This window comes from Deinococcus sp. LM3, assembly GCF_002017875.1.
Lineage (GTDB): Bacteria > Deinococcota > Deinococci > Deinococcales > Deinococcaceae > Deinococcus.
On record NZ_MUFV01000002.1, the window covers coordinates 377,067 to 389,351 of the forward strand.

Here is a 12,285-nt window from a genome sequence, read left to right on the forward strand (position 1 = left end):
CGGATGGACTAAGCTTAGTCCATGCCGGAGACTGTCAACATCCACGCTGCCAAGACGCAACTGTCCCGCCTCGTGGACCGCGCCCACGCCGGCGAGGAGATCATTCTCGCCAAGGCCGGAAAACCCTACGCCCGGCTGGTGCCACTGGCGCCCGCCGCTGCGCGTGAACTCGGCTTCCTGGCCGGAACCGTTCAGGTCGGCGCGGCCTTCGCGCACGAATCCCTGCGCCCACTGTCCGCCGAGGAACAGGCGGACTGGGAGTGAACCTGCTGCTCGACACCCACATCCTGCTGTGGGCGACCCTCCAGCCGGCGCTGCTGCCGGACGCGTGGCAGACCACGCTGCTCGATTCCCGCAACCGGTTGCTCCTGAGCGCCGCGACCGCCTGGGAACTCTCCATCAAACACCGCAGTGGCCGCCTCCCGGAAGCCGCCCCGCTGCTGCTGGATTTCCACGCGGTCGCCGCACGACTCGGAGCCGAGGTGATCGACATCTCCCCGGCCCACGCGGTGCGCGCCGGAGCGCTCGACTGGGATCACCGCGACCCCTTCGACCGCCTGCTGGTCGCGCAGGCCATCGAGCACGGGCTCACGCTGATGACGGTGGATGCCAGCATCACAGCCTACGCCCACGCCCCGGTCCTGCCGCCCCCCTGAGCCGTTTCAAGAGGGCTGCGTGACCCCCTCCGGACCCCTTCCGGAAGTCGCGCCGCTGTTCCCGCTGTCGGCGGTGGCGCACCAGCCGGACCTGACGCTGGCGCTGAGCCTGCTGGCCGTGTCGCCCGCGCTGGGCGGCCTGCTGATCCGGGGCGACCGGGGCGCGGCGAAAAGCACGTCTGCGCGTGCGCTGGCGGCCCTGCTTCCAGCGCACGCGGAGGGGCTTCCGGCGCACGGGAAGGGCGCGGCCCCGTTCGTGAACCTGCCACTCGGGGCGGGCGAGGAGCGCGTGGTGGGCACACTGGACCTCGACGCGGCCCTGCGGGGCGAGGCGCGCCTGAAACCGGGCCTGATCGCGCAGGCGCACGGGGGCGTGCTGTACATCGACGAGGTGAACCTGCTGCCGGATCATCTGGTGGACGTGCTGCTGGACGCCGCCGCGATGGGCGTTCACCGCGTGGAACGCGACGGCCTGAGCGTGACTGCGCCCGCCCGGTTCGCGCTGGTGGGCAGCATGAACCCCGAGGAGGGCAGCCTGCGCCCGCAGTTCCTGGACCGCTTCGGGCTGTGCGTGGACGTGCAGGCGCCCACCGCGCCGGGCGAGCGGGCCGAGATCGTACGCCGCCGCCTCGCCTTCGACGCCGACCCCGCCGCGTTCACGCGCAGCTGGGCCGGGGCAGAGGCGGACCTGCATGCCCGGCTGGGCGCGGCGCGCGGTCGGCTCGCGCAGGTGACCGTCCCGGACGCGCTGCTGATCCGCATTGCCGATCACGCGGCGGCCGCCGGCGTGCGCAGCCTGCGCGCGGATCTGGTGCTGTACCGCGCCGCCTGCGCCCTGGCCGCGCTGGAGGGCCGCACGGCGGTCACGGCGGCCGACGTAGACCGCGCTGCGCCGCTGGTCCTCACGCACCGCCGGGCGCCGCACGCGCCGGACCTGCCGCCCCCGCCCCCACCGCCCACCGAACCGCCGCAGCCTCCGGCCGACCCACCGGGCGACGCCCCGGACGGTGAGGCCCCCCCGGAAGCCGGGAACGAGTCGCCGCACACGTCGGACGCTCCGGACGGGGGAGACCACCTGCCGCCCGCTGGCGACCCGCCGGGCGAGGTGTTCGCTCCCGTGTCCGCGCACGTCACCCTGCCGCCTGCTGGTGGGGCGCGTGGTGCGGGCCGCGCCGGGCGACCCCGCGTGACCGGCAGTCGCCCGGACGCGAACCCGGCGCAGCTGGCCCTGCCGGACTCGCTGCGCGCCGCCCTGATCCGCGCGGGCCTGAGCGGCGAGGGGGGTCCGGACAGGCCCGCCCTGACCCGCGCGGACCTGCGCGCCCCCATCCTGGCCCCGCAGGAGGGCCGCCGGGTACTGTTCGTCGCGGACGCCAGCGGCAGCGTCGGCGCGTCCGGACGGATGGGCGCCGTCAAGGGCGCGCTGCTGGACGCCCTGGGCGGGCAGGGTCACGCCGACCGCGCGGCCCTGATCACCTTCCGGGGCGTGGGCGCCACGCTGCTGCTCGACTGGACCGCCGACGCCGGGGCGGCCGCGCGGGCCGTGGAGGCCGCGCCCACCGGGGGCCGCACGCCGCTCACGCAGGCGCTGCGGCTGGCCCGCGTGACCCTGGACGCGGGGCGCGGCGCGCAGCTGGTGCTGTTCACGGACGGCCGCGCGAACGTGCCCACGCAGCCCGGCGCGGACCCCTGGGCCGAGGCACTTGATGCTGCCCGCGCCCTGCGGGGCGTGCCCGCGCTGGTCGTGGATACCGAGGCGGGCCGCGTGCGACTGGGCCGCGCCGCGCAACTGGCCCGCGCGATGGGCGCCGACCTCGCGCCCCTGCACCTGCCTGAACATCACCCTGACCCTTCCCTGAATCTCTCGTCCCTGGAGACCCCATGACCCCCCCCGACCCTGACCTGAACACTCCCCGGCCGGCCCCCGGCATGCCCCGGCTGGTGATCGCCGCCGCGCACTCCGGCAGCGGCAAGACGACCGTCGCCTCGCTGCTGTGCCTCGCCCTGAGTGCCCGTGGGCTGCGCGTGCAGCCGTTCAAGCTGGGGCCGGATTACCTGGACCCCACCCACCTGACCCGAGCGGCCGGGCGGGATGCGCGGAACCTCGACTCGTTCCTGCTGCCGCGTGAGCGACTGCGCGCCCTGTTCGCCCGCGCCGCCGCGCCCGCCGACGTGAGCGTCCTGGAGGGCGTGATGGGCCTGTACGACGGCCGCGACCCCCTGAGCGACGAGCATTCCACCGCCGATCTGGCGGGCCTGCTGGGCGCCCCGGTGGTGCTGGTGATCGACGCGGGCGGCATGGCCCGCACCGCCGCCGCCGTGGCCGCCGGCCTGCGGGACTTCGGGCCGCTGACGGTCCCGCCCGTGCGGGTGGCGGGCGTGATCCTGAACCGCGTGGGCGGCGAACGTCACGCGCAGCTGTGCGAGGCGGCGCTGGCGCAGGTGGGCCTGCCGGTCCTGGGCTTCGTGCCGCGCGACGAGCGGCTGCACCTCCCGGCGCGGCACCTGGGCCTGCTGAGCGCCGAGCAGGCCTCCTGGGACGCGGCAGACGCCCTGCACGCCGCGCGCTTCCTGCGCCTGGACGCGCTGCTGGCCGCCGCGCAGGCCCCCGCGCTGCCCCTCCCGCCCCCCACGCCCGTCCCGGCGGGCGAGCGGGTGCGGATCGGCGTGGCGCACGACGAGGCCTTTCACTTCTCGTACCCGGACGCACTGGACGAACTGCGGGCGCAGGGCGCGGACCTCGTGCCGTTCAGTCCCCTGCGGGACGCCGGACTGCCGCCGGGCCTGGGCGGACTGCTGCTGCCCGGCGGGTACCCCGAGGCGCACGCCGCCGAACTGGAAGCGAACGCCGCCATGCGCGCCGCTGTCCGGTATTTTGCGGCGTCCGGGCGGCCCGTGATCGGCGAGTGCGGCGGCCTGATGTACCTGGGTCACTCGCTGGAAACACCGGAACGCACCTTCGAGATGTGCGGCGTCACGCCGGACCGCACCCGCATGGCCCCCCGCCTGACCCTGGGCTACCGCGACGCCCACGCCCTGCAAGACACGCCCCTGGCCCCGGCGGGCGCGGCGCTGCGCGGTCACGAGTTCCACCACTCGGTCCTGACGCACGCGCCCACCCACCCGGCCTACCGCTGGCAGGCCCCGGACGGCACGACCGTCCACGAGGGCTACGCGCGCGGGAACGTGCTCGCCAGTTACCTGCACCTGCACCTGGGAGCGGACCCGGCCCTGGCCCGCCGCCTCGTGGACCAGTGCCGCCCGTCTGGAAGTCCATGAGCCGCCGCGCCCTGCTGCTGGCCCTCGCCCTGGACGCGCTGGGCGAACCGCCCGCCCGCTGGCATCCGGTCGTGTGGATGGGCTCGTACCTGAACGCCGCGCGGCGCCGCTGGCAGGCCACCACGCCCGCCGCGCAACTGCTGGAGGGGAGCCTCGGCTGGGCGGGCGGGGCCACGCTGGCCGCGCTGGCAGGCGGCGCGGCGGCGCGGCTGCCGTGGCCCGCGCAGGGCGTCCTCCTGAAGCCCCTGCTGGCCCGCCGGGCCCTGCTCTCGGCGGTGCGCGAGGTCGAGGCGGCCCTGCACGCGGGCAACCTGCCGGAAGCGCGCCGCCTGTTGGCGTGGCACCTCGTGAGCCGCGACACCACCTACCTGAGCGCCGCCGAGGTCGCCGGGGCCGCCGCCGAGAGCCTCGCGGAGAACCTGTCGGACAGCGTGGTCGCGCCGCTGCTGGCGTACCGCGCGGGCGGCCTGCCGCTGGCGGCCCTGTACCGCTACGCGAACACCGCCGACGCCCTGTGGGGCTACCGCACACCGGAACTGGAATGGCCCGGCAAGGTCGCCGCGCACGCCGACGACCTGCTGAACCTCGCCCCGGCCCGCCTGACCGCCGCGTGCGCCCTGCTGGCCGCGCCGCTCCTGGGCCTGGATGGCCGCGCCGCGTTCCGCGCGTGGCGCTCAGGCCGCCGCGCCACGACCAGCCCGAACGCCGGGCACCCCATGAGCGTATTCGCGGGGGCGCTGGGCGTGCGGCTCGACAAGCGTGGCGTGTATGTCCTGAACCCCGGGGGGCGCGAGCCGGGCGCCTCTGACCTGCGCGACGCGTGTCGTCTGGCGCACCTGACCCTGATCCTCGCTACGCTGTGCCTGATGCTGCCCCGCCCCCCGCCCGCCCTGCCCACCGGGGCCGCCCATGACCACCGACCCCATGCCCACCGACCCCCCGACCGGCCTGCCGCCCCTGCTGCCGCGCGCCGCGCACGGCGGACCGGACGCGCAGGCGTTCACGGGCCTGGATTTCAGCGTGAACACCAACCCGTACGGCCCGAACCCCCGCCTGATCCAGGCGGTGCGCGACGCCGATCACGCCCACTACCCGGACCCCAGCTACACCCGCGTGCGCGAGCGGCTGGCCGCGTGGCACGCCACCGAAGCAGACGGCGTGGCCCTCGCGACCGGTGCCTCGGACCTGCTGCACCGCCTGACCCGCGCCTACCTGGGGAGCGGCGACACCCTGCTGAGCCTGCACGCGCCGTTCGGGGAGCTGGCCCGCGCCGCCGCGCTGCAATGCGCGTCCGTGCAGGTCGTCCCGGCGCTGCCCGCCACGCTCCCTGCCCGCACCCGGCTGGTGTACGCCGGGTACCCGCACAACCCCACCGGGCACGCCCCTACGCTGGGCGAGCTGCTGGCCGCCGCCGACACTTGCGCCGCCGACGGGGCGCTGCTGATCGTGGACGAGGCGTACGCGCCCTTCACGGCCCTGCCCGTCCCACCGCGGCACCCGGCGCTGGTGCGCGTCCTCTCGCCCGGCAAGGCGCACGGCATGGTCGGCGCGCGCCCCGCCTACGCCCTGGCCGCGCCGCCGGTCGTCGCGGCGCTCGACAACCTCGCCCCGGCGTGGCACGTCACGGCCGCCACCGCCGCCGTCCTGGCGGCCCTGCCGCACGGCGCGCGCTTCCTGGCCGAGACGCTGCCACGCGTCGCCGCTCACGCCTCCGAACTGGCCGCCGACCTGGGCCGCCTGGGCCGCACCGAGCACGCGGGCACGCCCTTCATGACCCTGCGCGTCGGGGACGCCGCCGCCGTCACTGCCGACCTGCGCGAGGGCGGCATTCGCGTCCGCGACTGCACCAGTTACGGCCTGCCGGACTGCATCCGCGTCAGCACGCGCCTGCCCGGCGAGAACGCCGCCCTGCTGCGCGCCCTGAGCACCCGCCTGGGCCGCGGGGGCCGACATGGGTAAGGCGATCATGATGCAGGGCTGCACGAGCAGCGCGGGCAAGAGTTACCTGACGGCCGCGCTGTGCCGCGCGCTGGCGAACGAGGGCCTGCGGGTCGCGCCGTTCAAGGCGCAGAACATGAGCAACAACGCCGGGGTCACGCCGGACGGACTGGAGATGGGCCGCGCGCAACTCGTGCAGGCGCGCGCGGCGCGGGTCACGCCAGACGTGCGCATGAACCCGGTGCTGCTGAAGCCCGAGGCGGATACCCGCTCGCAGGTGGTGCTGCTGGGGCAGGTCAGCCGCGAGATCACGGAGTTGCCGTGGCGGGAGCGCAAGGCGCACCTGTGGCCGCACGTGCAGGTGGCCCTGCACAGCCTGCTGGCCGAGTTCGACGTGGTGGTCATCGAGGGGGCGGGCAGTCCGGCCGAGGTGAACCTGCGCGGCAGTGACATCGTGAACATGCGCGTGGCGCTGGAGGCGCAGGCGGGCGTACTGCTGGCCGCCGACATCGACCGGGGCGGGGCGTTCGCGCACCTGCTGGGCACCTGGCACTGCCTGACGCCCGAGGAACGCGGGTTGCTGCGCGGCTTCATCCTGAACCGTTTCCGGGGGGACGCGCGGCTGCTGTCGCCCGCCCCGGAGTGGTTGCAGGAGCAGACGGGCGTGCCGACGGTGGGCGTGATTCCCATGCTGGACGTGACGCTGCCCGAGGAGGACGGCGTGTGGCTGGACTCGCGTGCGGCTGCCACGCCGGACGGGGCCGGGGGCTTCGTGGCGATTGCGCGTCTGCCGCGCGTGAGTAACCTCGACGAGTTCGCGCCGCTGGGGCCGCTAGCCCGCTGGGTGTCCCGCCCGGACGAACTACTGGGCGCGCGGGCCGTGATCATTCCGGGCAGCAAGAGCACGGCCGCCGACCTGAACTGGCTGCGGCAGACCGGACTGGCGGCCGGAATCACGCGGCTGGCCGGGGCGGGCGTGCCGGTGCTGGGCGTGTGTGGCGGCCTTCAGATGCTCGGGCAGTCCATCCGCGACCCGCACGGCATCGAGGGCCGCGTGCCGGGCGCCGGGGTCCCCGGTCTGGGCCTGCTGGACCTGCACACCGAGTTCATGCCGGACAAGACGACCGTGCAGACCACCTTCACGGACCCCGAGACGGGATTCACGCTGACCGGGTACGAGATTCACCATGGGCAGACCCGCGCCGGGGGCGGCGTGCAGATACTCGCGCCGGGCCTGCTGTGGCGGCAGGGGAACGTGCGCGGCACGTACCTGCACGGCCTGCTGGAGAACCCCGCGTACCTGGAGCGCTTCCTGGGCTGGGCGGGCCTGCCGCTCCCGCCGGGTCTGGACTCGCTGGACGCCCGCCTGGATACAATCGCGGCGCAGGTGCGCGCCGGGCTGGACTGGTCGGTCATCGAGGGGATGCTGTGACGCCGTCAGAGGCGGGCCGGATCGTGTTCGTGACCGGCGGGGCGCGCAGTGGCAAGAGCACGTTCGCGGAACGCCGCGCCGCGCAGAGCGGACCGGGTGTCACGTACCTCGCCACGGCGCAGGCCTTCGATGACGAGATGACGGACCGCATCGCCCGTCACCGCGCCGACCGGCCCGCCGGGTGGGTCACGCACGAGGAACCGCTGGCCGTCCCCGCCGCGCTGCGGGCCGTGACCACGCCCGCCGCGTTGCTGGACTGCCTGAGCCTGTGGGTCAGTAACCTGATGCTGGCCGGACACACTGACGAGGCCGTGCTGGACGCCGCCGACGACCTGCTGCGCGCCGCCCGCGAACGCGGCGGCGTGACGGTCCTCGTGACGAACGAGGTGGGCTTCGGCATCGTGCCCGACAACGCTCTGGCCCGCCGTTACCGCGACCTGCTGGGCTGGGTGAACCAGCGGGCCGCCGCTGCCAGCGACGAGGCGCACCTGATCGTCAGTGGGCTGCCTCTGCGGCTGAAGTAGGGCGGGACGGGCAGAGGGCGCCGCCGGAGTGAACCTCCGGCGGCGCCCTCTGCTCCATGCCCTCAGCCCAGCGGGCGGATGCGGACACGGGTGATCTTGAGGCCCTGCACGGCCTCGGCGGTCAGGTCGTGGCCCTGCACGTTCACGGTGTCGCCGGCGGCGGGGGGCGTGCCGGTCTGAGTGAGGATCAGGCCGGCGACGGTCAGGACTTCATCGTGGTGCAGTTGCAGGCCGTGGTCGTCGCGCAGTTCCTGCAGCGTGGCCTCGCCGTCCACGGTGTACGATCCGTCCTCGTTCACCTTGATCCAGTCGCCGGCGGAGGCGTCCTCCTCGTCCATGACGTCCTCGATCAGGTCGTCCATGGTCACGAAGCCCAGCGTGCCGCCGAACTCGTCCACGACGAGCGCGGAGTGCGCCCGCTCGCGTTTGAACAGGCTCAGCAGGTCCTCGGCGGTGGCGGTGGCGGCCACGCTGGGCAGCGGGCGCACCAGGCGGCCCAGGTGCAGGCTGCGGCCGGACACGCGCGCGCGGATGAAGTCCTTGACGTGCAGCACGCCGATGATGCTGTCGAGGTTGTCCTCGTAGACGGGGTAGCGGCTGCGGGTGGACTGCGTGATGCGGGCGGCCACGTCGTCCGGCGTGGCGTTCACGTTCAGGACGTCCATGCGGGCGCGGGAGGTCATGAGTTCCTCGGCGGTGCGTTCCTCCAGCGCGAAGATGTTGCGGATCAGGTCACGCTGCACCTCGCCGATCTGGCCGCTCTCGGCGCTCTCGTCGGTGATGATGCTCAGTTCACGGCTGGTGTACAGCAGGGCGCCCTGGCCGGGTTCGCGGACACGCAGCAGGCGCATCAGGCCCAGGGCGAGGCCGCCCAGCACCCACACGAACGGCCGGAAGATCAGCCCGAACACCCGCATCAGCGGATGCACGCGCACGCTGACCGCCTCGGGCGTCTGGAGGGCCAGCGCCTTGGGGATCATCTCGCCGAACACGACGTGCATGAACGTGATGAAACTCAGGGCGATCACGAACCCGGCCGTGTGGGCCGCCGCGTACGACAGGCCCCAGTTCTCAAAGGGGCCGTACAGCCACCCGGCCACCTGCGGCTCGCCGTACATGCCCAGCCCGATGCTGGCGAGCGTGATGCCCAGCTGCGCGATGGCGATGTAGCCGTCCTTGCCGGTGGGCTGGTCGATCAGGCGGGTCAGGGTGCGGGCGCTGGCGCTGCCCTGGTCGGCCAGGGTTTCCAGGCGGGAGCGGCGCGCGGCGACCAGCGAGAACTCGGCGGCCACGAACAGGCCGTTCAGGATGACCAGCAGCAGGATCACCAGGATGGGGGTCAGGTAGGTCATGCGCTCTCTCCGGTCAGGGTGAAGCTGGCGCGTTTCACGGCGCGGCGTTCCATGGCGTCCACCCGGAAGATCAGGTCGCCGGGCAGGACGCTGACCTCATCACCGGGTTGCGGCAGGCGGCCCAGTTCCTGCCAGATCAGGCCGCTGACGGTATCGACCTCGTAGGTGGGCAGGTCCAGGTCGAAGCGGCCGTTCAGCACGTCGATCAGGACGTCGCCGCGCACCGTGACGCGGTCGCCCTGCACGCTGATGGGTTCTTCCTCCTGGTCGAACTCGTCCTGCAGTTCACCGAAGATCTCCTCCAGGGCGTCCTCGAGGGTCACGAAGCCGGATACGCTGCCGTACTCGTTGACCACGACGGCGCTGTGCCGCCCGGAATCCCGCAGGCGCCGCCAGAGGTCCGGGACGGGCATGACTTCCGCCACGACCAGCGGGTCGCGCATGACGCTCTGCACGGTGGCGTGCGGGGCGCGTTCGGCGCTCAGGTACAGGCTGCGCAGGTGCACGACGCCCACGATGTCCTCGCCGCCCATCTCGCTGGTGGCGGCCGTGACGGGAAAGCGCGAGTAGGCGCTGGGCGCGAGGCGTTCCAGGGCCTCCCGGGCGCTGAGGCTGGCGGGTACGGTCAGAACCCGCGTGCGGGGGGTCATGATCTCACGGACCACGCGGTCTTCGACGTTCAGCACGCCGGCCAGCATCTCGCGTTCGTTGGCGTCGATCAGGCCGCCGTCGGCACTCTCGCGGTAAAGGTCCTGCAGTTCCTCGGGCGAGTGGACGTGCGCGTGGCTGTGTTCGGTGTTCATCTTCGCGGCGCGCAGGATGGTGAAGGCCGTGCCGTTGAACAGCGCGATCAGCGGGCGGAACAGCAGCAGGCTCAGCTGCATGGGCCGCAGCGTGGCGAGTGCCAGCCGCTCCGGGTAGCGCAACGCCACGGTCTTGGGCAGCAGTTCACCCAGCACGACCTGCAACGAGGTCACGAGAAGCAGGACCGTGATGGTCGCGGCGACCTCGCCCCCCACGGCCCCCAGGAGCGGCGTGAACAGCGGCGTGAGCTGCGACTGACCGTACGCGCCCGCCACGAGGCTGCTGAGCGTGATGCCGATCTGGCAGGCCGCGACGTACGTGTCGATCTTTTTGGGGTCCTGAAGGATGTTCAGCAGGGCCACGGCGGTACGGTTGCCGCCCTCGGCCGCTTCCTGCACGCGCGAACGCCGGGAACCGACCGTGGCGAACTCGGCGGCCACGTACAGGGCGTTCAGAGCGACCATCAGCAGGATCACCAGCGCGGGGATCAGGGCGCTCAAGGCTGCCTCCTCCGGCGCAACCGCGCGGTGGGCTGGATTGTGAAGGGTCTCCGTGATCGCCAACTGGGAGGGTCGGCGCTGTCATTCTGCGGCAGCGTCATACCAGAGCAGTCTAGCAGGGCCGCGCCCTGACCTCTTGGTGTTGCTTTCACACTGCGGGCGTGGAGCGCGTGTGGCCGCGCAAAAACCCCGCACCGCCGGAGGGCAGTGCGGGGCAGGCAGGCAGGGGTTCAGCCAGCCACGTCGACTTCGGTCAGGACCGTCACCTCGGGCGCCTGCGCGAACCAGTCGCCAGCCCTGGCGCGGTACGCCTGGTAGTGGGCGCTGTCACGGTGCGCCTGCACGGCGGCCTGATCGCGGTAGCGTTCCTGCACGTGGTAGCGGGTCACGCCGTCCTTGACTTCCTTCAGCAGGTCGTAGCGCAGGTTGCCTTCCTCCTGGCGGCTGGCCTGAACCATGGTCATCATTTCCTTCTCGACGACGTCCACGAATTCGGGTTTCGGCACGATGATGGCGTGAACGGCGATGACGCTCATGCGCTGGCCTTCTCTTTCAGGGCACCCAGCAGGATGGTCACGAACTCGTCGTCGCTCATGGGGTTCTGGCCGGTGATCAGTTCGCGGTCACGGACGACGTTGCTGGTCCACTTGGCGCCGTTGTGCAGGGTCATGCCGGCGGCGCTCAGGGCGTCTTCCGGGTAGTACTGCATGGGCGCCTCGAAGCCCTGCTCGGCGTCCTTCTCCTCGGGCGTGCTGAACACGGTGGCCTTGTAGCCGCTGTAGATGAAGCTGCTGGCGGTGGGGGTCTGGCCGCCCTGCAGCGTCTGCTGGTACGCGGCGGCGTCCTGCTGCGCGGCCAGGAGGGCGACAGGTGCGTGGCAGATCAGCGCGGTGGGCTGGGCCTTCTCATGGAAGTGGCGCAGCACGGTGCCGAGGTCGGCGTCGCTCATCAGGTCGATCATGGGGGCGTGCCCGCCGGGCAGGAACACGGCGTCAAACTGGTCGAGGTTGGCGGTCACGTCCGCGAGTTTCGCGATGGGGCCGCTGAGGGTCTCGTTCACGAAGGCCTTGATCTGCTCGTACTCTTCCTCGTTCTTAAACAGGTCCTTGGTGTCGCTGCTGGCGTCCAGGGCGGGGCGGTTCCCTCTGGGCGTGGCGATGGTCAGGGAGTAGCCTTCCTGCACGAGTTTATGGGCGGGCACGCCGAACTCGTTGAGGTAGAAGCCGGTGGCGTGGGTCTTGCCTTCCTGCATGGGCAGCTGGCTTTCGCTGGACATCACGACGAGAATCTGCTTGGTCATGTGAGCCACCCTATGTCAGGTTTCATGAGAGCTCTGTCATCCGAATCACTTTGCCAAGCAAAGCAGGGGCGGCTCATGAACGAATCCTCATGCAGCGGGCCATGCCCACCCGGACATACTGACCCCATGACCCACGACCACGCCCCCACCGTCCACCGCAACGACGACACCCACCGCTACGAACTGACCGACAAGGCCGGCACCCTGCTCGGCTTCGCGGAATTCCGCCCCGCCGGCGACCACGCCGTCATGCTCCCCCACACCGAAATCAACGAGGGCCACGAGGGCGAGGGCCTGGGCAGCCTGCTGGCCCGCGCTGCCCTCGACGACATCCGAGCCCAGGGCAAACACGCCGTCCCCATGTGCCCCTTCATCGCTGCGTACATCCGCGAACACCGCGAGTACGTGAACCTCGTGCAGCCCGAACAGCGCGGCGTGTTCAAACTCTGAGCGCCCACGCGGGAACACACCCAGCACATGCCCCCCCGGAGTATGCTACC

General features: G+C 72.6%; 12 protein-coding genes and 1 pseudogene. 9 read left to right on the plus strand and 4 right to left on the minus strand.

Annotation, left to right across the window (positions count from 1 at the left end; translation table 11 throughout):
- Positions 1 to 21 precede the first annotated feature (21 nt).
- The 8 genes and pseudogenes from BXU09_RS15780 (at position 22) to cobU (ending at position 7,829) form a co-directional block, all read left to right on the plus strand.
- Positions 22 to 264 (plus strand): type II toxin-antitoxin system prevent-host-death family antitoxin, encoded by a 243-nt coding sequence (locus BXU09_RS15780; RefSeq protein WP_078305285.1) that lies wholly within the window; start codon positions 22 to 24, stop codon positions 262 to 264.
- Positions 261 to 656, plus strand: a complete 396-nt coding sequence (locus BXU09_RS15785; RefSeq protein ID WP_078305286.1) for a type II toxin-antitoxin system VapC family toxin — start codon at positions 261 to 263, stop codon at positions 654 to 656. Before BXU09_RS15780 ends, BXU09_RS15785 begins: the two co-directional genes overlap by 4 nt.
- Positions 657 to 675: 19 nt before the next feature.
- Positions 676 to 2,541, plus strand: coding sequence for a VWA domain-containing protein (locus BXU09_RS15790; protein ID WP_240501415.1), 1,866 nt, complete (start codon positions 676 to 678; stop codon positions 2,539 to 2,541).
- 44 nt (positions 2,542 to 2,585) lie between these two features.
- Complete coding sequence (locus BXU09_RS15795; protein ID WP_078305352.1) at positions 2,586 to 3,935, plus strand: cobyrinate a,c-diamide synthase; 1,350 nt, start codon at positions 2,586 to 2,588, stop codon at positions 3,933 to 3,935.
- A pseudogene (gene cbiB / locus BXU09_RS21200) lies at positions 3,932 to 4,774 on the plus strand (adenosylcobinamide-phosphate synthase CbiB); the annotation flags it as partial. The gene BXU09_RS15795 and the pseudogene cbiB, both read left to right, overlap by 4 nt.
- Positions 4,775 to 4,844: 70 nt before the next feature.
- Positions 4,845 to 5,894 carry a histidinol-phosphate transaminase gene (locus tag BXU09_RS21205; protein ID WP_240501416.1) on the plus strand — a complete coding sequence of 350 codons (1,050 nt, stop codon included), beginning with the start codon at positions 4,845 to 4,847 and terminating at the stop codon, positions 5,892 to 5,894.
- Positions 5,887 to 7,305 (plus strand): cobyric acid synthase, encoded by a 1,419-nt coding sequence (locus BXU09_RS15810; protein WP_144012281.1) that lies wholly within the window; start codon positions 5,887 to 5,889, stop codon positions 7,303 to 7,305. The genes BXU09_RS21205 and BXU09_RS15810 overlap by 8 nt, the downstream gene beginning before the upstream one ends.
- A complete protein-coding gene (cobU, locus tag BXU09_RS15815; protein WP_078305289.1) occupies positions 7,302 to 7,829 on the plus strand; it encodes a bifunctional adenosylcobinamide kinase/adenosylcobinamide-phosphate guanylyltransferase in 528 nt (175 codons plus the stop codon). The genes BXU09_RS15810 and cobU overlap by 4 nt, the downstream gene beginning before the upstream one ends.
- A gap of 62 nt (positions 7,830 to 7,891) precedes the next feature.
- On the opposite strand, the gene BXU09_RS15820 is transcribed toward cobU, so the two are convergent.
- From BXU09_RS15820 to BXU09_RS15835, 4 genes are all read right to left on the minus strand, one after another.
- Positions 7,892 to 9,181, minus strand: coding sequence for a hemolysin family protein (locus BXU09_RS15820; protein ID WP_078305290.1), 1,290 nt, complete (start codon positions 9,179 to 9,181; stop codon positions 7,892 to 7,894).
- A complete protein-coding gene (locus BXU09_RS15825) occupies positions 9,178 to 10,485 on the minus strand; it encodes a hemolysin family protein (RefSeq protein ID WP_078305291.1) in 1,308 nt (435 codons plus the stop codon). Before BXU09_RS15825 ends, BXU09_RS15820 begins: the two co-directional genes overlap by 4 nt.
- A gap of 230 nt (positions 10,486 to 10,715) precedes the next feature.
- Positions 10,716 to 11,021, minus strand: coding sequence for a putative quinol monooxygenase (locus BXU09_RS15830; protein ID WP_078305292.1), 306 nt, complete (start codon positions 11,019 to 11,021; stop codon positions 10,716 to 10,718).
- Positions 11,018 to 11,785 carry a type 1 glutamine amidotransferase domain-containing protein gene (locus BXU09_RS15835; protein ID WP_078305293.1) on the minus strand — a complete coding sequence of 256 codons (768 nt, stop codon included), beginning with the start codon at positions 11,783 to 11,785 and terminating at the stop codon, positions 11,018 to 11,020. The genes BXU09_RS15830 and BXU09_RS15835 overlap by 4 nt, the downstream gene beginning before the upstream one ends.
- A gap of 126 nt (positions 11,786 to 11,911) precedes the next feature.
- Here BXU09_RS15835 and BXU09_RS15840 point away from each other — a divergent pair, with 126 nt between their 5' ends.
- Positions 11,912 to 12,235: a GNAT family N-acetyltransferase gene (locus tag BXU09_RS15840; protein WP_078305294.1), complete on the plus strand. Its 324-nt coding sequence runs from the start codon at positions 11,912 to 11,914 to the stop codon at positions 12,233 to 12,235.
- The last annotated feature ends 50 nt before the right edge of the window (positions 12,236 to 12,285 follow it).